Source organism: Salinadaptatus halalkaliphilus, from assembly GCF_006543045.1.
Lineage (GTDB): Archaea > Halobacteriota > Halobacteria > Halobacteriales > Natrialbaceae > Salinadaptatus > Salinadaptatus halalkaliphilus.
Genome location: NZ_RBZW01000076.1, coordinates 279806 through 298173 on the forward strand (window position 1 = coordinate 279806; position 18368 = coordinate 298173).

Consider the following 18368-nt stretch of genomic DNA (forward strand, 5'->3'; position numbering starts at 1 on the left):
TGCGTACGACCGGACCGCGTTACACCGACTGATATCGCCCTAACCGCGTTCCGTCCAGCAAGTATGCGTCGCCATCCGCCAGGCCCGCAGGGAGAAACGGCGAGAGAAACGACTGATCTGGACGGTTGATCCACGTCCCACCGACGAGGTCGTTGAACGCCGGGACGACGATCAGCCGCGGCGGTGAACCGTCGGTCAGCCAGCCGACGTCGTCGTACTCGGGCCGGGAGCGAAACGGCGTCGAATCCATCCGACCCCGGAGCCACGCCCGCTCGAGGCGGCTCCCGCCGATGTCGTCCTCGAGACGGACGCACGGATGTTCGTGGCCGAGACAGACGATGTCGCTGTCGAGGACGGCCGGCGACGGCCAGGTATGACCGTGACAGAAGCCAATACCGTCGATCGAGACGCCCGAACCGTCCGTAACGGTAACTGGCGGGTACGCGGTCACCGCGTCCGCCCTACCGCCGGTCGGCAGCCAGGATTCGATGTCGCCGTCGTGGTTCCCCTTGATGACAGCAATCTGGCACGAGTCCGGAAGGGACTCGAGTAAGACCTCGAGTTCGCCGCGTTCGGCCCCGCCGGGCTCGCCGATCGAGTGCATGAAATCGCCAAGCACGACGAGCCGATCCGCGTCGGTTCGCTCGAGGAGCGCGAGCAGCCGTTCGCGACGATCGGGTGCCTGACTGGGAACGTCGACGCCGCGTTCGTCCCGCAGTCCGGCCTCGTAGCCGGCGTGATAGTCGGCCACGAGGAGCGCACGGCCATCCTCGAGGGCGACGGTCGCGGCCGGCTCGTCGGGCACGGGTTCGATCCGAACGTCGGACGGTCGCGGCGGCGCCATCGTGCGGTTAGATCGCTTTCAGCTTGTCGTCGGCGGGTTCGTAACACTGGCCGCCCATCAGCGCGTCCTGGATCGCGTCCTCGACATCGGCTTCGGGGGCGCCGGTCTCGTCGACGACCGTCTCGAGGACGGTCATCCGGTCGGCACCGTCGCCGTCGTCGAGGTCGTCCATCGTCTCGACAACGTAGCGCTGGAGATCGACATCCTCGTCGGGTTCGTCGTCGGTCGCGTCGCCGCTTACGTCGTCACCGGACGAATCCTCGCCGGCACCGCCGGCGTCACCAGCCTCGAGGGTCGTCCCGTCGTCGGTCGCGTCGGCGCCAGCCTCGAGGCTCGACTCGGGACTGTCACCCAGTTCCGGTTCGGGGTCGGCCTCGAGCGTCGAGGTCGGCGCCTCGGCGAGATCGTCGCTGGCACTTTCGTCGTCGGTCTCGAGTGGGTCGGTCTCGTCGTCACCGACACCACCCTCGTCGGCTGGCTCGGGGACATCGATATCGGATTCGCCGGGGGCGTCGACTTCGCTTCCGGTCGTAAATTCGGCACCGAACTCGTCCTCTAGCTGCTCGCGTTCCTCGTCGTCCATCTCGTACATCCCGTCGTCGAAATCGTCGACATCGAGATCGTCAGTGTCGTCGGTCGCCGGTTCGGTTCGATCGTCGGTTTCGGCAGTTTCGCCGGTTTCGGCGGCCTCAGTCGATGCAGAGACGACAGCCTCGGAATCACTCGAGTCACCGGAATCGGTAACTGACCCCGCGGATTCGTCGGCCGGCCCTGGCTCGTCGTCGATAGCGGCAGTCGATTCGACCCCGCTCGAGTCGGGCTCGAAAGCCGCGTCGTTCGGTTCCCCGACGTTGGTGTCGTCCGTTACGGAGTCAGCGGTCTCCGTTGGCGACGAATCGTCCGTAGCAACCGTTGACGATTCGACCGCACCCGTTGCACTGTCGGTCGCTGCTGTCGCCTCGAAGTCGGTCGACGGCGGCTCCGCCGGCGCATCCGTGCCGGTGTCTACGATCCCATCGCTGAGCCCGACGCTCGCGAGGTCGGCGAGCGACTCGAACGTCGCATCGCCGCCGCGTTCACCGCTGGGAGCGATCTCGAGGCTCGCTACCTGATCGCGCTCGCCGGCGACGACCGCGACGGCCTCGAGGGCGCGGTCACGAAGCGCGTCGAGATACGACGGCGTCGTGGCGTAGTGGTCCTGTGCGAGCGAGAGTCCGGCCGCGAGCCCGCGTTCGACGCCGGCATCCTCGAGGAGATTCGTCAGTTCCTCGCCGCGTGCGTCGACGGCGGCTGCCTCGGCGTAGGTACCGATGCGCTCGAGCGTCTGTTCGGCCGCGGTGACGACCCAGCGGTCGCGCGTGTCGGCGTCGACGGTCGCGATGCTTTCGGGCCGAACGGAGGTGTAGATCCGGTCGCCGTCGTCGGGTTCGAACGTCCGGGCCTTGCCGGTCACCGCGACGAACGCCGGCGGTTCGATCGACTCGAGGGTCGCCAGCGCGTCGGGCTGGTACTGGCCGGCGTAGACGACGAACGCGCCGGTTGGGTCGACGACGCGTGCGCGAACCATCTCCTCGTTGACCGACGTTACCTCGGTGAGCGTGCCGACGGCGAACAGCCGGTTGAGGCGCGCGCCAGTCGGCGAGATGACGTAGTTCGGGGCGCGCTCTTCGTCGCTTTCTGTGTGAGAGAGCGAGGCGTCGTCGTACTCGGCGGCGAAGAGACGATAGGCAACTTCTCGCCTGGGAATCTCCTCGTCGTCGCTCGCGCTCATCGGCTCACCTCCGCGGTCGTCGCGAGGCCGTCGTGGTCCTCGAGGAAGTCCCGGGCTCGCTCCTCGGGATCGTGCTCGCTCTCGGCGAAGGATTCGGCATCGAGGTTCGCGCCGTACTCGTCGACTGAGAGGTGGCCGCGCACGCGGTACTCCCGTCCGACCACACGGTCGCGAATCTCGTCCGCGACGACTTCCTGATCCATCGCCTCACGGGCGGCCTCGAGTGCGTCCTCCAGGGTACCGCCGTAGACCTGTTGAGTCAACTCATCGTCGAGAACGACCGTCAACGCGCCGGTGCCGTCGTCGAGAATCGCTTTCACCCGCAGATCGTCGACGCCGTCGACCTCGCCGTGGGTGCGACACTGGCCCTTCTGGATGACGCGGTAGCACTCCGGACAGCGCTGGATGAGCCCGGAGCCGTCTCGGATCGCGATGACGTTGCCGACGAGTTCGACATCGTAGATGCCGCCGGTGTCGACGGCCTCGCCGACGGCCATCGTCGTCGTCTCCGCACCGACATCGACCTCGCGCTCGAGGGTGCTCACCTGCGAGAATTCCGAGACGTTGACTTCCGGGACGCCACGGAACTCCTGGACGTAGGCGTTTTCGATGCGGACGGCATCGCCATTCTCGATCTCGGGCGCTGGATCCCAGTTCGTAAACGGCAGCCGACCGCTTTCGTCGCCGAAGACACCGCTCAGGATGTCCGTCTCGCCATCTCGACCGTCTATCGTCCGGCGTTCACACTCGAGGACGGCCACCTCGACGGTCCGCGCGCGGTCGCCCGTCTCGAGGGCCGCAAGTTGGGCCTCGCCGCCGATCTCCGCACGCAACTCGTCGTCGATCGCGGGTGCGTCCTCGGCGACCGACAGTGACGTGCTCTCGCCGAGGTTGAGCTCGGGCTGGCCATCCCACTCGCGGACGCCAGCGTTGCCCGCGGTGATCGTATCGCCCGGTTCGAGACCGAAGTCTTCCCAGGCGGTGTAGTCGATCGCGCCGGTGTCGTCGGCGAATCGCCCTTCGACGATGACGTGGTCGTCGCCCTGATAGCGGATCGAGCGCTTACCGGCGGTCAGGACGACGCCCGTAACGGTAACGTTGCCGTCGTCCGGCGAGACCTCGCCGACATCCTTGCTCGAGGGGGTCACACTCCCGCCGCTCGAGCCGTCGCCGTACTTCCGGCGCAGGCTCTGGGTCGCTTCGTCGAGCGGAACGCTGTACTCCACCAAGTTCTGCAGGTCTGCTTTGACCTCCTCTTTGTCGACACCGAGGTCGGAGGCGAGATCCTCGGCACGTTCGTCGAGTTCCATCAATGGCCATTCGTACGGCGGATTTAAAAGCGTCCCGGGGAGAACGGGCGACCCGACGGCCGCGACGACCGATTCCCGCCGGTCGAACGCAGTACGTTCATTTCGATTGCGCTAGAACGGGTCGTATGGAACGTCTCCGCGCCGCCCTCGGCGGGGTGGTCTTCGTCGTCGCGATCTTCGGCGGTATCGTCGTCATCAGAGTCCTGACGCGGGCGCTGTACGCTGCCATCTGGTTTGCCGAAACCGTCGCCACGTTCGCGTTCGCGGCCCTGATCGGCTACGTCGTCTATCGCATTCTACTGGGCTCGAGCGACGATCCGCGACGGATCGACTGACGAGGTGCCCGCGAGACGACGGCTTCGCGGAACGACGAACTGCGTTGTGGCGATCTACGGTAAATCCGTGACGGTGCGAACGCTTTTGTCCGAGAACCTGAAACCCGAATATCAGTGGTTTCACTCGCCGAAGTCGTCGTGATCGCGGGGCTTGCCGGCGCGGCGACCGGATTCGGTGCGCTGCCGGTGTTCGTCACCGAGCGAATCAGCCACCGGTTCTACGACGCTGCCGTCGGACTCGCCGCCGGCATCATGTTCGGCGCCGCCGTCTTCGCGCTCGTCGTTCCGGGCCTCGAGGTCGGATCGCTCTGGGAGGTCGTCGCCGGCGTGTTCCTGGGTGCCGTCTTTTTGCTCGTCGCGAACCGGCTCGTTCCGCACGTCCACTTGCTCATCGCCGAAGAAGCCGAGGGGGACGGACAAACCTACCCGGAGACGGCCGCCGAGGAGACCGTCGACGCCGACGAGATCACCCTCGAGGGTGGAGCAGCAGGACCGTCCGAACTGGACGAATCGGACTCCGGTGCCGACAACGACGGCGACGACCCCGCCGAGAACCGCCGTCGTGCGCTGCTGGTCGCCAGCGCGATCACCATCCACAACGTTCCGGAGGGACTGGCGATCGGCATCGCCTTCGCCGGCGGCCTCGAGGGCGTCGGCGTCGCGCTCGCGCTCGCGATCGCGATCCAGAACGTTCCGGACGGATTTGCGATGGCCGTTCCGGCGAGTCGAACGGGTCTCTCGAACGCGAAAACCGTGTTGTACACGACACTCTCGGGTGCGGTACCGGAACCGATCGCCGCGGCGGCGGGGTTCGCACTCGTCGCCGTCGTCACCGGGATCTTCCCCCTCGCGGCCGGCTTCGCGGCCGGGACGATGATCGCCGTCATCTTCCGCGAGTTGATCCCCGCCAGTCACGGCCACGGCTACGCCGACATCGCGACGCTGACGTTCGTCGCCGGGTTCGCCGTCATGCTCGTCGTCGACGTCGGACTCGCGGTCTGATACCGTCTGTCGTACCGCTGTGCCACCAACCGAGCACTCGAGTCACGACTCGAGGAAACCGAGAGTGACGACGAATCGAGCGTGGACACGGTGTCTTCTTTAGGAGTCGCCACGCAGCCGGACGTATATGCACGTCGTCGTCAACGCCGCGACGAGCGCGGACGGCAAACTCTCCTCGAGACGCCGCGAACAGATCGCGATCAGCGGCGAGGCCGATTTCGCCCGCGTCGATCGCCTCCGGGCCGACAGCGACGCCGTCGTCGTCGGCGTCGGCACCGTCACGGCAGACGACCCCCACCTGACCGTCAAAGACAGTGCGCTGTGCGAGCAGCGACGTGAGCGGGGCGACCCTGCACAGCCAGCTCGCGTCGTCGTCGACTCGAGCGGGAAGACGCCAGTCGATGCGGAGATTCTCGACGACGCCGCGACGACCTACGTCTGCGTGAGCGATCGCGCATCGCGAACGCGGCGGGAGAAACTGGCCGAACGGGCGACGGTCGTCGTCGCGGGCGAGGAGCGCGTCGATCTCACAGCAGCGTTCGACGAACTCGAGGCCGACGGCTGTGAACAGGTTATGGTCGAGGGCGGCGGCGAACTCATCTTCTCGCTGATCGAGGCCGGGCTGGTCGACGAACTCCGGGTCTTCGTTGGCCCGAAACTTATCGGCGGACGCGACGCACCCACCCTGGCCGACGGCGAGGGGTTCGTCGCGGACTTTCCGTCGCTCGCACTCGAATCCCTCGAGCGGGTCGACGACGGCGTGTTACTGCGCTGGGTAGTCGAGGACTGATCGGACTCCCGTCCCACACTCCCGTTACTATTCGAACTCCGGCTCTCGGTCCTCAAGAAACGCCGCCGCGGCAGGGGACCCCAAACGGCTCCCGAGACGGCGTCCGCTCACAGCGCCGACAGCGGGGGGTTCGCCAGCAGATTAGGCTCGTACTTTCTCGCGGAACTTCTCGCGCACCTTCTCGACCTTCGGCTGGGCGTGCATCGTGCAGTAAGCGTCCCGTGGATTCTTTTCGAAGTAGTCCTGGTGGTTCTCCTCGGCGCGATAGAAGGTCTCGAGGGGCTCGATCTCGGTCACGATCTCGTCGTCGTAGCCGCCCGCTTCCTCGAGTGCGTCGACATAGGACTCGGCGATCGCCTGCTGGTCGTCGTCGTGAGTCAGGACGATCGATCGGTACTGGCTCCCCACGTCCGGTCCCTGGCGGTTCAACTGAGTGGGATCGTGAACCGTGAAAAACACCTCGAGGACGTCCTCGTAGTCGAGTTCGGCGGGATCGTACTCGACCTGGACGACCTCGGCGTGGCCGGTGGTGCCGGCACAGACCTCCCGGTAGGTCGGCTCCTCGACGTGGCCGCCAGCGTAGCCCGAGGTCGTCGACTCGACGCCCTCGAGTTCTTCGAACGCCGCCTCGACGCACCAGAAGCAGCCGCCGCCAAGCGTTGCAGTGTCGGTCATGCGTAGAGCAAGGCGGTCGATCCGTATGTATGTGACGTGGGACTGTCTCGATCCAGGAGCGCCTCAGGACGATCTCGATCCAGCAGACCGTATCACGACTGTAACGAGCCCGAGAGCACCTTCGCCGCCACGAGCACCGGATCCCACGTCGAGTTAAACGGTGGTGCGTACGCCAGGTCGTAGTTCTCGAGGTCGAAGACGGTAGCGCCGGACTCGAGGGCGCCGACGAGTGCGTGACTGCGATGGACCGCCCCCTCGCCGTACTCGCTGACCAGACTGCCACCGAGGAGTCGCCCCGTCTCGCGGTCGGCCGAAAGCGTGATCGTCACCTCGCCGCCCTCGGGATAGTAACCCGCGCGTGACTTCGCCGTTACCGTCTCCGTGACTGGATCGAAGCCGGCCGCGCGAGCGTCCTCGTGATCCAGCATGCCAGTCCGAGCGGCCTCGACGTCGAAGGCCTTGACCGCGGCCGTCCCCGCGACGCCGCCACCCTCCGTCGGCGTACCGGTGACGGTCTGGCCGACCGCGCGTCCGTGGCGATTGGCCGTCAACGCCAGCGGGACGTAGACTGGGTCGCCGGTCACGACGTCGAGTGCCTCCGCACAGTCGCCCGCCGCGTAGACGTCGGGGACGTTCGTCTCGCGGTAGGGGTCGGTCGCGATCGCGCCCGTCGCCCCACACTCGATGCCAGCTGATTCGGCGAGCGCCGTTCGTGGACTGACGCCGGTGCCAAGCAGCACCATCTCGACCGGAACTCGGTCGTCGTCGGTAACGACGGCTGAGACCCGGTCCTCGCCCGCGAGTTCGCGAACTCCAGCGTCGAGATGGAGCGCGACGTCCTGTTCGCGCAGGTGGTCGGCGACGACTTCGCTCGTCTCCTCGCTGAAGCCCGTCAGCACGCGCTCGCTGCGCTGGAAGAGGTTCACCTCGAAGCCGTTCGCGGCCAACGCCTCGGCCATCTCGATGCCGATATAACCGCCACCGACGACGCCGACCGGCCCCTCGCAATCCTCGAGGTACGCACAGGCCGGCCCCCTATCGGGCTGGTGGAACGACTCGCCCTCGCGCGCTCGAGCGACGTACTCCCGGAGCTCCTTGCCGTCGCTCATCGAGCCGAGCGTGTAGACGCCCTCGCGGCCGACGCCGTCGATCTGAGGGACGACAGCCGCCGCGCCGGTCGCCAGCAGTAGGTGGTCGTAGGATTGAACGATCGCCCCGCCGTCGTGCTCGGCCGTCACCGTCCGCTCGTCGGGATCGATCGCGACCACCTCGTGGCCCGTCCGCAGGTCGATGTCGCGGTCCTCGCGGAACTCCTCGGGCGTCACCGAGACCAGGTGTTCGAGCGACTGGATCTCACCTTTGACGTAGTACGGCAGGCCGCAGGCGCCGTAGGAGACCCACTCCCCTTGTTCGAAGACGACGATCTCGAGGTCTGGGTCGTCGCGTTTGGCTTTGCTCGCTGCGGACATGCCCGCTGCGTCGCCGCCGACGATGACGAAGGTGTCCATCGGTGGCTTCTACGCGGGGGAGTGCCTTGAAAAATCGGTCACCGTCAGCGACGTGGTACAACGCTCGATTCATACGGATTACTGTAACGATTTACCGGTTCTCGCTGTCCCGTTCGAGCGAACACCGGTAACGAACGCCAACGGACCGTACCAGTGGTGTTCGTTTCGATACGAACAGCAAACAGCCGTCCCCGACGGCTTTATGCCCGTCGAAGCCGTGTTACTGACGGGTCATGAACAACATCAGGACGGGATTGAGCTACGGAGACGTGCTGCTGGTGCCACAGCGGTCGCCGGTCGACAGCCGTGACGATGTCGACCTCGAGACGCAACTGACGCCGACTATCGACCTCGAGACGCCACTCGTGTCGGCGGCGATGGACACGGTGACGGAGGCCGAGCTGGCGATTGCGCTGGGGGAAGCCGGCGGCATCGGGACGATCCATCGGTTCCTGACGGTCGAGGAGCAGGCCGACGAAGTCGCGACCGTGGCTGACGCCGGCGTCCCCGTCGCCGCTGCCGTCGGAATCGACGAGGACTACGTCGCCCGTACCGCCGCCGTCCTCGAGGCGGGCGCGACGGCCGTCGTCGTCGACGTCGCCCACGGGCATCTCGAGGCGACGCTCGAGGCTACGGCGACGATTCGCGAGACGTTTCCCGACTGCGAACTCGTCGTCGGAAACGTGGCGACGCCCGAAGGGGTCGAGGATCTCGCCGCGGCAGGTGCCGACGGCGTGAAAGTCGGCATCGGACCGGGCTCACACTGCACGACGCGGAAGGTTGCGGGTGCGGGCGTACCGCAAGTGACCGCGATCGACGACTGTGCCGAGGTAGCGACCGAACTCGGCGTCACGATCGTCGCCGACGGCGGCATCCGAACGTCCGGCGACGCGGTGAAGGCGCTGATGGCCGGTGCGGATACGGTCATGCTCGGGAGTCTCTTCGCCGGCACCGAGGAGGCACCGAGCGAGGTCGTCGAAGTCGACGGCGTCCGGTACAAACGTTCACGCGGGATGGCGACGACCGCCGCCGCCGAAGCGCGTTCGGACAAGGGCGAAAACGTCCGCGCCGACGAAGGAGTCGAGGGGCTGACCCCGTACAAAGGTCCCGTCGCCGACGTCGCGGCGTCGTTCCACGCGGGCATCAAGTCCGGCCTCTCCTACTGTGGCGGCCACACGATCCCGACGGCTCGAGAGCGTGCGGAATTTGTCCGCGTCGCGCCGAGTGCACAGGAACGAGAAGGCGCCCACACCGACAACGAGTGGGAGACGGTCAGCGTCGACAGCACGGACAAGGCCGGCGTCGGGACAGAGACAGCCGACACAGCCGACGCGGCGGACGACTAACCGTTCGCAACCAAATCCATATCTGTCGTCCGAGCGGAGATGGTGTGATGAAACTCGTCGACGGACAGGTTGCGGTTATCACGGGCGCAGCGTCAGGAATCGGCCGTACAACTGCAGAGACGGTTGCGGACCACGGCGCATCGGTCGTCGTCGCCGACGCCGACGGCGCCGCGGCGACGGCGAGACGATCGAGGACGCCGGCGGCGACGCGACGGTCGTTCGGACGGACGTCGCCGATCCCGACGATGTCGAGGAAATGGTCGAAACCGCCGTCGAGACGTACGGCGGACTGGACATCCTCTACAACAACGCGGCCATCGAAGGCCCCGTCGCGTCACTCGCCGAGTACGCCGAGGACGGCATTCGAGCCAACGCTATCGCGCCGGGGATCGTCAGAACCGAGATGATCGAACGGACGATCGAAGAGCACCCGGAGATGGAAGCACAGTTCGAGGAGACGGAGCCGATGCCGGGACTGGCCGATCCCGAGGAGATCGCACACGCCGTGGTCTTTCTTGGCTCGAACCTCTCCTCGCGGGTCACCGGCGTAACGTTACCCGTCGACGGCGGCTATCTCGCACAGTAGTCGCTCGCAACGTCTGGGGTGGAAAAACGAGTCGATACGACGGTCTTACGGCTCTCGTCGAACGTTCGACCAGATGCCGAGCGCGCGGTTCGGCGATCGGTCGACGGTCGCCCGGAGTTCACGATCGTCGTCGAGATCGACCGTGACTCGATCGAAGTCGGTCACGTACCGGGCTTTCTGATAGCGGCCACGCCGAACGCCGGTCGTTTCGGTGACCAGGGACGCCTCGGTCAGTCGATCGAGCTTGCGATAGGTCGTCGACTGGGGCTGGTCCGTCGCCTCGGCGATTTCGTCGACGGTCATCGGCTCCTCGAGGACGGCGACGATCCGTCGACAGCCGGCGTCGTTCAACACGCCGACGACGGTCTCGAGATCTTGCTCGTCGGCAGGCGAGGAACGCTCGAGTGCCATTGTGATGCACCCACGTTAGGAGTGGAGACTCAAGACACGTTTGGTCATCTATTAAGAATATTACATTTTTTGGCCGCTCAACGGGATCGAACGACCGGTTCGATTATAGGCTCGGCCCCAGTCGATGTGACAATGAGCGACGAGCGATCATCTGCCGACCTGACACCCGAATCGACGCGCGAGCAGACGCCAGGCGAGGGGCGGGCGCCGGCCGCCGAGCGGATCGAACCGACCGCACCCGAGGCGTTCGGCCTGGTACAGGTCTGGTGGGGTGATGGGAAAGGAAAGACGACGGCGACTCTCGGCATGGGGATGCGCGCAGCCGGCCACGGCCATCGCGTCCACGTCTTGCAGTTCATGAAAGGCGGTGCGGCGAGCGTCGACGCCGTCCGCGGCGAGTACAACGCGATGGCGGTGTTGCCGGGAATGAGCTACGAAAACCTCGGTCACTACGGCTGGCACGGGATGGCCGACGGCAGCGAAGATGCCGATCACGAGGCCCAGGCACAGGCCGGTCTCGAGCGCGCCCACGAACTGCTCGAGGCGGCGTCCGCTACCGACCTCGAGTCGCCGATCGATCTCGACGCTCCGCCCGAAGCAGGCGTCCACATGCTGATACTCGACGAGATTCTCTACGCGGCCGATCGAGGTCTGGTTAGCGAAGACGACGTGCTCGACCTGCTCGAGGCAAAACCGGCGAATCTCGAGTGTGTCCTCTCGGGGAGCCACACCGAACCCTCGTATCTGGCGGGTCGAGCGGACCTCATTACGAACGTCCGCAAAGTGGCCCACCCGATCGACGACGGGCAACGTGCCAGACGCGGTACGGAGTTTTGAGGCGGATCGGGGTTTCCGGTCGCCGGTACACGCACAAATCCCGTTTGCGGTCGCACGGGGAGTGACTGATACGGATTCCTGTACCGATTTGCCGGCCCAGCCGCCGTCCGGGTCGCGGCTGGGCCGGAACTGACGGACGGGAAACCGTATGACGACTACGTGTCTGCCATCGCCCGCTCGAAAACCGCCTCGGCGAAGTCAACGATCGACGTCGGTAACTCGACCTCCGTCGAGATGACGAGTCCACCGGTTTCGCTCAACGGGAGGAAAATGAGCAGTGCGTCTTCGAAGCGCCGAACGGAGTAGTGAAACTCACCGATATCGTAGAGCTCCTCGAAGAAGTGGACGTTCAGCAGGTTCGACATCCGTTCGACGCTCATGCGTTCGAACTGCGATTCCGTGTAGAGTCCCGCAACGTCGTCGCGAATGTACAACGTGTCGTACTCGCTGCGCTCGAAGTAATCGACCGCGCGAAGCTGCTCGCCGAGTTCGTCGCGTGCGAACGCGACGACGCCCTCGAGATCGGGTTCAGTTTCGGCCATACGAGCATCTCCTCGGGCCGAACTCATTACGTTGACGCTGTCAGGACCACGAGTGGGCAACTGCGGGAGAAGGAGACTTGACCTCTCGAACCCAACGTCGCTGTATGAACGTTGCGGTCGTCACGGTCGGAGACGAACTGCTCGCCGGACGGACGACGGATACGAACGCCACGTGGCTCTGTGAGCAACTGGCCGACCGGGGCGTCACCGTCGAACGGGTGACGACGGTCCCCGACCGAGTCGGCGACATCGCCCGGGTCGTCAACGAGTATCGCGCGGCCTACGACGCCGTGATCGTCACCGGCGGACTCGGTCCCACCCACGACGACGTGACGATGGACGGCGTCGCCGCCGCACTCGGCCGGCCGATGACCGAACACGACGACGCACTCGCATGGCTCGAAGACCACGGCTACTCCCGTGACGATCTGACGACGGGGACTGCCGAGTTGCCAGCCGGCGGTCGGGCGCTGCACAACGACGTCGGCGTCGCCCCCGGAGTCACACTCGAGGGCGTCTATGTCCTGCCCGGCGTCCCCGCCGAAATGAAGGCTATGTTCGAGCGAATCGAATCGGATTTTTCCGGCCAGCCAGTCTACCGCGAGGTCGTCGTCGCCGACGAACCCGAGAGCGCGTTGCTCGATCGTCTCACGACGCTACGCAAGCGCTACGATGTCGACGTCGGCAGCTATCCCGGCGACTCGGTTCGGATTACGCTCGAGAGCACCGACGAGGAAACCGTCGTCGCGGCCGCGGCGTGGCTTCGCGACCGCGTCGATCGGGAGTAGCGAGATTACGTGGCATCTCTCGAGGGAAGACTAACCGGCGACTTCGTTCGCTTCGCGGCGAGCCCGCATCGTCGTGACGGCGATGTAGGCGCCGCCGGCGACGAGCAACACCATTCCACCCAGTACCTGTAGCCCACTCGAGGCGAACGCGACGAGTGCGAGGCCGACGCCCGCGGCCGCGTGTGCAACAGCGAAATCCCGGCGACCGTAGGCACCATGGAGGAGAGCGACCGCAGCGAACGTTCCAGCGAACGCCAACAGGCCGAGGTTCCTGGCATCGAAGCCAAGCAGCGCCTCGTCGACGAAGATTCCGTAGCCATAGAGGGCGAACGCGAGTATCGATCCGGCGCCGATCGTCTGCTCCTGGACGTCAACCTGGGTCGCCATTCGCCCGGTCGTTCGACCGCCCGACGCAAAGCCCTGCCGTTCTCGATTATTACAGCGTTCGGTACTGGCCACGGCTCTCGCTAACCGCACCGCGCCGAACGAGTTTCTCGAGTGCCGTTCGGACGTACTCGGCCGACACGCCGTGCTCGCTGGCATAATCGATGACCTCGTCTTCGGTCGGTCGATCGAGGTCCGCGAGCGCCCGTTCGACGATTTCCTTCTTGCTGCCGGTACGGCTGGGTCCGCGCGGATCGCGGTCACCGGCGGTCTCGAGCTCGTCCACGTCGAGTCCCGACGCCTCGAGGTACGCTGTGTCGTCGACGACGCCGTCTTCGACGGTCGACTCGAGGTCGGCGAAGGAATCGACCGCCGCGAACGCCTCGCCTTCGCCCTGGCGACTCGCGAGCATCGACGCACGGACCTCGCGAGCGTGGTCGACGTCGTCGGTCTCGACGAACTTCTTCCGGCGCTCGTAGGATCGGCGCGATCCACAGCGAGGGCACTGGGTTGTCTCCGAGCGCCCTTCGAGCAGCCAGAGGTGTGAACACTCGTTACAGCCGACGACGGCGTACATGTCTCGTCTCGAGGTGAGCGGGCAGGATAGTTCAAGCTTGGGCAAGCGGGGCGAAAGTGGGCTGCAGCGATCGGCCTGTGGCTCTATGTATCGTCGCCTCCTCTCAAGGCGTATGGAACGCGTGTCGCTGTCCGAGTGCGAACCGACGGAAGCCGCCGAGGGCGTCCACCTGGCGCTGCTGGCCGGAGCGGATGCGATGAATATCCAACACTTCGAGATCGAATCCGGCGCGGTCGTTGACGAACACAGTCATCCCCACGAGCAGACGGGATTCATCTACGAGGGCGAACTGGTGTTTCTGACCGACGGTGCGGAAATCGTCTGCGGGCCCGGTGACGGCTACGCGATTCCAGGCGACCAGCCCCACGCCGTCGAGAACCGCGGCGACGAACCCGCTCGGGGTGTCGACATCTTCAGCCCGCCTCGAGCAAACCCTGCCTGGCAGGAGTGAGGCGGTCTGCTGTAACGATGTAGCGGCGAAACCGCGACCCGTCTGCGGTTTCGGCAGTAACGACTTCCAGCAGTCCGAACGACACTCACCATCGCCGGATCCGATCGAGTGCCACAGGGAACGCTCACCAGGCCGTCGGGAGGACAGCAAGCGCGACGAGGACGGCCCAGCAGTTGACCAGCAGGTGCATCAGCCAGGCACCCACGAGGTTGTCGTACCACAGACGGAGAGCGGTCAGTAGCGTGCCCAACACCGCCGTCGCGATGACGCTCGAGAGCCCGGCGACGAAGACGTGCATGAGCCCGAACAGCAGTATCGAGAGAGCCGCCGCGACGAGAATTCCATAGCCGCGACTGATCAGATGTCCCAACAGCAGTCCGCGAAAGAGGATCTCCTCGACGACGGGCGCAACGAGCAACGATCCGACTGCCAGACTCACCAGTCCAAGCGTCGTCGCGGCCGTCCCCGGGTCGTGTGGGGCGACGCCGAGTGTCCGTGCCAGTCGATTGAACGCGATCAGAAAGGCGATCCCGACGACCGTCGCGAGAAGGGACGCACCGATCTCGTTTCGTGATGGACGACGGAAAACTGCACTCGCACGCCACGTCGCTCGGTCCCAGCGCCAGTAGAGAAATCCGACGACGGCGACGCCGGCGATCCCCAAGGGCAGGTTCGCGAACTGCGGCGGAAAGCCGGGGTCGTCGCCCATCGCGAGGGTATAGCCAGCCGCGATAGTGACGACGACGGCGACGACGGGAACGAACGGCACGACCAGCACCCACGGCAGGGATCGATCCGCGAGCGGTTCGCTCGTCGCCTCGAGACGCGCTCGTCTTGACATGTCTGGGAGTGTCTGCATTGTCACACATATAACTACTCGTCGATGCTGTCGGGCCCGTTACTGACGAATACCACGGAGTTATATAGTTCAGTTTACAAGGGCGTCCGATGGCAACACAGACGGAATCGACGAGCGGTACAGTTGGGCGGATGGGGGCCTTCGTCAGGCGGTTGGGGCCCACCTGGCTCGCCGGTGCGATCGCCGCGGGGCCGGCGACGATGGTGAGCCTGTTGGTCGCGGGCGCGAGCTTCGGCTACACACTGTTGTGGGTCGTCGTCCTCTCGGCCGTCCTTGGAACCGTCGGGCAGTATCTCGCGATGCGACTCGGGATACTCACCGAGGCGGGAATCGTCTCGGTCGTCGAAGACCACCTCGGCTCGTTCTGGGCGTGGGTACTCGTCGTCGACGTCGTCCTCGCGGCGGGGCTCGCACAGCTCGCGATCATGCTAACCCTCGCCGATGTCAGCGCGACCATCGTGGGTAACGCGGGCATCGGTATCGCGATGCTGGCGGACCCGCGCTTCTGGGGTGTCACCTGGGCCGTGATCCTCGCCCTCGGACTGGCCGGGGGCGGTTACCGAGTGGCCGAAATCGGTGCGAAACTACTGGTCTCGCTGGTCGTGCTCGCGTTCGTCGTCTCGGCGTTCGTCGTCCCGATCGAACCGGCCCAGGCCGTCGGCGGACTCGTCCCCGAGATGCCGGGCGTCGGCGGTGCGGTCGTCGCGGCCGGCGTCCTCGGCGGCGCCGTCCACATCACGCTGCTGACGATGCAGAGCTACACGATGCGTGCACGCGGCTGGACCGACTCCGACCGCGACATCGCCACGTTCGACGTCGTGAGTTCGATGCTCGTCGCCTTCGGCGTATTCAGTCTCGCCGTCTTCCTCGTCGCCGCGAGCGTCCTGCCGGAGGTCGTCACCGATCCCGCAGCGATCGACGAGATCCAGGCCGCCGAGGCGCTCGTCCCGGTCGCCGGCGAGCACGCGATGTGGATCTTCCTGCTCGGTCTCTGGGGTGCGGCCGTCTCCACGCTCGGGGGCAACACCATCGTCCCGCCATACCTGCTGGCCGACAAACTCGGCTGGGAGCAGTCCGTCGACGATCCTCGATACCGGGCCGCGATCGTCGTCGTCGCGTTGGCCTCGGCGATCGGCGCGTTCCTCGGCGCTGCGTTCTTTCAGGTACTCGTGCTCGTACTGGCGTTCGGCCTCGTCGGGACGCCCTTCGCACTCGCACTCATTCTCTACCTGCTGAACGATCCCGACGTCGTTCCCGAGACAAACTCTCTCCTGCTGAATCTCGGCGGCCTCGTCCTCTTCGGCGTCGCCGCCGTCCTCGCCGGCGAGTTCGTCCTCGAGGAACTCGAGACCGTCACCGAGCCCGTCTCGGCGTTCGTCGTCGCCTTCGCCGCGGTGATGGCGCTCGCGATCGTCGGCCTCCTCGTCAAGTACGTTCGCGAGCGGATGCTCGAGGCCTGATCATCGACGTTCGTCGGTACCACCTACCCCATTGCGGGGTCGTCGCTCGAGCAAACTTTCTTGCCAGTCGAGAGCGATTGTCACGCCATGTCAACACTCGAGAACGACGTCGTCATCGTGACGGGCGCGAGCCGCGGCCTCGGTCGTGCGATGGTCGACCGCTTCGCAGACGAGGGGGCCCGCGTCGTGCTCACCGCTCGAGACGAGTCCCGGATGGAAGACATCGCCGCGGAACTACCGAGCGACTCGCTCGTCGTCCCCGCCGACGTTCGCGATAGCGACGCGGTCGAACGGGTGATCGACCGCACTATCGAGAAATTTGGACACATCGATACCCTCGTCAACAACGCAGGTGTGAGCCAACTCGGGATGCACGACTCGCGAAACCACATCGTCGACATCGCCGACGACGACTGGGATACGATCCTCGAGGTCAACCTCAAAGGCGTCTTCCTCTTTACGCGGGCGGCCCTGCCACATATGTACGAGCAAGGACGGGGCAACGTCGTCAACATCTCCTCGGGGCTCGGCCGGCGTGCGGCGCCGGGAGCCGCCGCGTACGTGAGCTCGAAGTGGGGGCTGGAGGGACTCACGCAGACGGCCGCCCTCGAGAGCGACGAATACGGCGTCAACGCCAACGCCCTCGATCCCGGCGGTCGGGTCGATACCGACATCTGGGCGCACCTCCCCGACGAGGAACGCGAACAGATCCTCGATCCGGACGTAATGAACGACGCCGCCGTCCTGCTCGCCGCGCAGGGTCCCGATGGCGTCACCGGGGAGTCGATGACCGCCACGGAATGGGAAAAACGGCTTGGATGAGATCGGGCTCACTCTCTCGAGTTTCGACAGCGGGCGCTCGATCGACGTACATCCGAGATCGACGCCGATACCGTCGGTTCCGAAACCCCTATTCGCCTGCTGTCCCGAATGCGGACAATGAGTCACCAGCTTCCGGACGTGCAGGCAACGTCGCCCGACGTCACCGTCGGTCTGAGTCAGGTCGGCGTCACTGGCGTCGAGAAACTCGTCAAGATCGCCCGCGAGGGCAAGCGCCCGCTCGTCTTCACTGCCGAATTCGAGGTCTTCGTCGACCTCCCCGCCTGGCGAAAAGGTGCGGACATGAGTCGCAACATGGAGGTCATCGACGAAATTCTCGAGGATACCACCCGCGAGGAGGCCTACCACGTCGAAGAGGTCTGTGGCGACGCCGCCGAGCGTCTCCTCGAGAAACACGAGTACACCTCGAAAGCCGAAGTGTCGATGGAAGCCGAGTTCATGCGCCGCGAACAGACCCCCGCCAGCGACCGCGAGACCCAACATACCGTCGACATCGTCGCCTCGGCGACGGCGACCGACGAGGGAACCCGCGAGGAGATCGGCGCGACCGTCACCGGGATGACCGTCTGTCCGTGTTCCCAGGGCATGTCCGCCGCGCGGGCGAAAGAGACCCTCGAGGATCTGGAGGTCGACGAGGAGACCATTACTGAGTTCCTCGAGGAAGTGCCACAGCCGGGTCACTCCCAGCGGGGCCACGCGACGCTGACCGTCGAGGCCGGCGGCGATCCGGAGGTCGACCTGAACGACGTGATCGACATCGCCCGCGACGCGATGAGCGCGCGAATCTACAACCTCGCGAAGCGACCCGACGAGGACCACATGACCTACGCGGCCCACTCCGACGCGAAGTTCGTCGAGGACTGCGTGCGCTCGATGGCCGAAGGCGTCGTCGAGGAGTTCGATCATCTCCCGGAAGACGCCGTCATCACGATGAAACAGTCCAACGACGAGTCGATCCACCAGCACAACGCCCACGCCGAGCGCGTCGTCGAGATGGCGACGCTTCGCGACGAACTGAACGGCGAACACTAACAACCCGTCGTTCGCGTTTT

At 65.7% G+C, this 18368-nt stretch carries 20 protein-coding genes and 1 pseudogene; 11 read left to right on the forward strand and 10 right to left on the reverse strand.

Annotated elements, in window-relative coordinates; genetic code table 11:
* Positions 1-19 precede the first annotated feature (19 nt).
* From D8Y22_RS21510 to D8Y22_RS21520, 3 genes are read right to left on the reverse strand one after another with little or no spacing between them, the layout of a single operon-like run.
* A complete protein-coding gene (locus D8Y22_RS21510; RefSeq protein WP_141466683.1) occupies positions 20-844 on the reverse strand; it encodes a metallophosphoesterase in 825 nt (274 codons plus the stop codon).
* A 7-nt stretch (positions 845-851) separates the two neighbouring features.
* Positions 852-2615 carry a hypothetical protein gene (locus D8Y22_RS21515; protein WP_141466684.1) on the reverse strand — a complete coding sequence of 588 codons (1764 nt, stop codon included), beginning with the start codon at positions 2613-2615 and terminating at the stop codon, positions 852-854.
* Positions 2612-3925: a Single-stranded DNA binding protein gene (locus tag D8Y22_RS21520; protein ID WP_141466685.1), complete on the reverse strand. Its 1314-nt coding sequence runs from the start codon at positions 3923-3925 to the stop codon at positions 2612-2614. Before D8Y22_RS21520 ends, D8Y22_RS21515 begins: the two co-directional genes overlap by 4 nt.
* Before the next feature lie 125 nt (positions 3926-4050).
* On the opposite strand from D8Y22_RS21520, the gene D8Y22_RS21525 reads away from it, so the two are divergent.
* From D8Y22_RS21525 to D8Y22_RS21535, 3 genes are all read left to right on the forward strand, one after another.
* Positions 4051-4260 (forward strand): hypothetical protein, encoded by a 210-nt coding sequence (locus tag D8Y22_RS21525; protein WP_141466686.1) that lies wholly within the window; start codon positions 4051-4053, stop codon positions 4258-4260.
* A gap of 114 nt (positions 4261-4374) precedes the next feature.
* The gene (locus D8Y22_RS21530; protein ID WP_141466687.1) at positions 4375-5262 is read left to right on the forward strand and encodes a ZIP family metal transporter; all 888 of its coding nucleotides are present in this window, start codon (positions 4375-4377) and stop codon (positions 5260-5262) included.
* Between the two features lie 127 nt (positions 5263-5389).
* The gene (locus D8Y22_RS21535; RefSeq protein WP_141466688.1) at positions 5390-6052 is read left to right on the forward strand and encodes a 2,5-diamino-6-(ribosylamino)-4(3H)-pyrimidinone 5'-phosphate reductase; all 663 of its coding nucleotides are present in this window, start codon (positions 5390-5392) and stop codon (positions 6050-6052) included.
* A 141-nt stretch (positions 6053-6193) separates the two neighbouring features.
* Here the strand turns inward: D8Y22_RS21535 and msrA are convergent, their stop codons facing one another.
* Together msrA and D8Y22_RS21545 are read right to left on the reverse strand one after the other, a co-directional pair.
* The gene (gene msrA, locus D8Y22_RS21540; RefSeq protein ID WP_141466689.1) at positions 6194-6727 is read right to left on the reverse strand and encodes a peptide-methionine (S)-S-oxide reductase MsrA; all 534 of its coding nucleotides are present in this window, start codon (positions 6725-6727) and stop codon (positions 6194-6196) included.
* A gap of 92 nt (positions 6728-6819) precedes the next feature.
* A complete protein-coding gene (locus D8Y22_RS21545; RefSeq protein ID WP_141466690.1) occupies positions 6820-8235 on the reverse strand; it encodes an FAD-dependent oxidoreductase in 1416 nt (471 codons plus the stop codon).
* Positions 8236-8468: 233 nt separating this feature from the next.
* On the opposite strand from D8Y22_RS21545, the gene D8Y22_RS21550 reads away from it, so the two are divergent.
* On the forward strand, positions 8469-9581 hold the full coding sequence (locus D8Y22_RS21550) for a guanosine monophosphate reductase (RefSeq protein WP_141466691.1): 1113 nt from the start codon (positions 8469-8471) through the stop codon (positions 9579-9581).
* Between the two features lie 47 nt (positions 9582-9628).
* Positions 9629-10167, forward strand: a pseudogene (locus D8Y22_RS21555) (SDR family NAD(P)-dependent oxidoreductase).
* 45 nt (positions 10168-10212) lie between these two features.
* Here the strand turns inward: D8Y22_RS21555 and D8Y22_RS21560 are convergent.
* Positions 10213-10578, reverse strand: a complete 366-nt coding sequence (locus D8Y22_RS21560; protein WP_141466692.1) for a winged helix-turn-helix domain-containing protein — start codon at positions 10576-10578, stop codon at positions 10213-10215.
* A 132-nt stretch (positions 10579-10710) separates the two neighbouring features.
* Here D8Y22_RS21560 and D8Y22_RS21565 point away from each other — a divergent pair, with 132 nt between their 5' ends.
* Positions 10711-11415, forward strand: coding sequence for a cob(I)yrinic acid a,c-diamide adenosyltransferase (locus D8Y22_RS21565; RefSeq protein ID WP_141466693.1), 705 nt, complete (start codon positions 10711-10713; stop codon positions 11413-11415).
* Positions 11416-11570: 155 nt separating this feature from the next.
* Here the strand turns inward: D8Y22_RS21565 and D8Y22_RS21570 are convergent, their stop codons facing one another.
* Positions 11571-11957, reverse strand: coding sequence for a DUF7522 family protein (locus D8Y22_RS21570; RefSeq protein ID WP_141466694.1), 387 nt, complete (start codon positions 11955-11957; stop codon positions 11571-11573).
* 104 nt (positions 11958-12061) lie between these two features.
* Between D8Y22_RS21570 and D8Y22_RS21575 the strand changes: the two genes are divergently transcribed.
* The gene (locus tag D8Y22_RS21575) at positions 12062-12745 is read left to right on the forward strand and encodes a competence/damage-inducible protein A (protein WP_141466695.1); all 684 of its coding nucleotides are present in this window, start codon (positions 12062-12064) and stop codon (positions 12743-12745) included.
* Between the two features lie 30 nt (positions 12746-12775).
* On the opposite strand, the gene D8Y22_RS21580 is transcribed toward D8Y22_RS21575, so the two are convergent.
* Positions 12776-13132 carry a hypothetical protein gene (locus D8Y22_RS21580; RefSeq protein WP_141466696.1) on the reverse strand — a complete coding sequence of 119 codons (357 nt, stop codon included), beginning with the start codon at positions 13130-13132 and terminating at the stop codon, positions 12776-12778.
* Positions 13133-13181: 49 nt separating this feature from the next.
* On the reverse strand, positions 13182-13706 hold the full coding sequence (locus D8Y22_RS21585; protein ID WP_141466697.1) for a DUF5817 domain-containing protein: 525 nt from the start codon (positions 13704-13706) through the stop codon (positions 13182-13184).
* Positions 13707-13818: 112 nt separating this feature from the next.
* On the opposite strand from D8Y22_RS21585, the gene D8Y22_RS21590 reads away from it, so the two are divergent.
* Positions 13819-14157 (forward strand): cupin domain-containing protein, encoded by a 339-nt coding sequence (locus tag D8Y22_RS21590; protein WP_141466698.1) that lies wholly within the window; start codon positions 13819-13821, stop codon positions 14155-14157.
* Between the two features lie 124 nt (positions 14158-14281).
* Here the strand turns inward: D8Y22_RS21590 and D8Y22_RS21595 are convergent, their stop codons facing one another.
* Positions 14282-14998, reverse strand: a complete 717-nt coding sequence (locus D8Y22_RS21595; protein ID WP_174811941.1) for a CPBP family intramembrane glutamic endopeptidase — start codon at positions 14996-14998, stop codon at positions 14282-14284.
* Between the two features lie 107 nt (positions 14999-15105).
* Here D8Y22_RS21595 and D8Y22_RS21600 point away from each other — a divergent pair, with 107 nt between their 5' ends.
* From D8Y22_RS21600 to mptA, 3 genes are all read left to right on the forward strand, one after another.
* Entirely contained in the window at positions 15106-16476 is a 1371-nt protein-coding gene (locus tag D8Y22_RS21600; RefSeq protein WP_141466700.1) for an NRAMP family divalent metal transporter, read from the forward strand.
* Between the two features lie 87 nt (positions 16477-16563).
* The gene (locus D8Y22_RS21605) at positions 16564-17298 is read left to right on the forward strand and encodes an SDR family oxidoreductase (RefSeq protein ID WP_141466701.1); all 735 of its coding nucleotides are present in this window, start codon (positions 16564-16566) and stop codon (positions 17296-17298) included.
* Positions 17299-17415: 117 nt separating this feature from the next.
* Entirely contained in the window at positions 17416-18348 is a 933-nt protein-coding gene (gene mptA, locus D8Y22_RS21610; protein WP_141466702.1) for a GTP cyclohydrolase MptA, read from the forward strand.
* Positions 18349-18368: the final 20 nt, after the last annotated feature.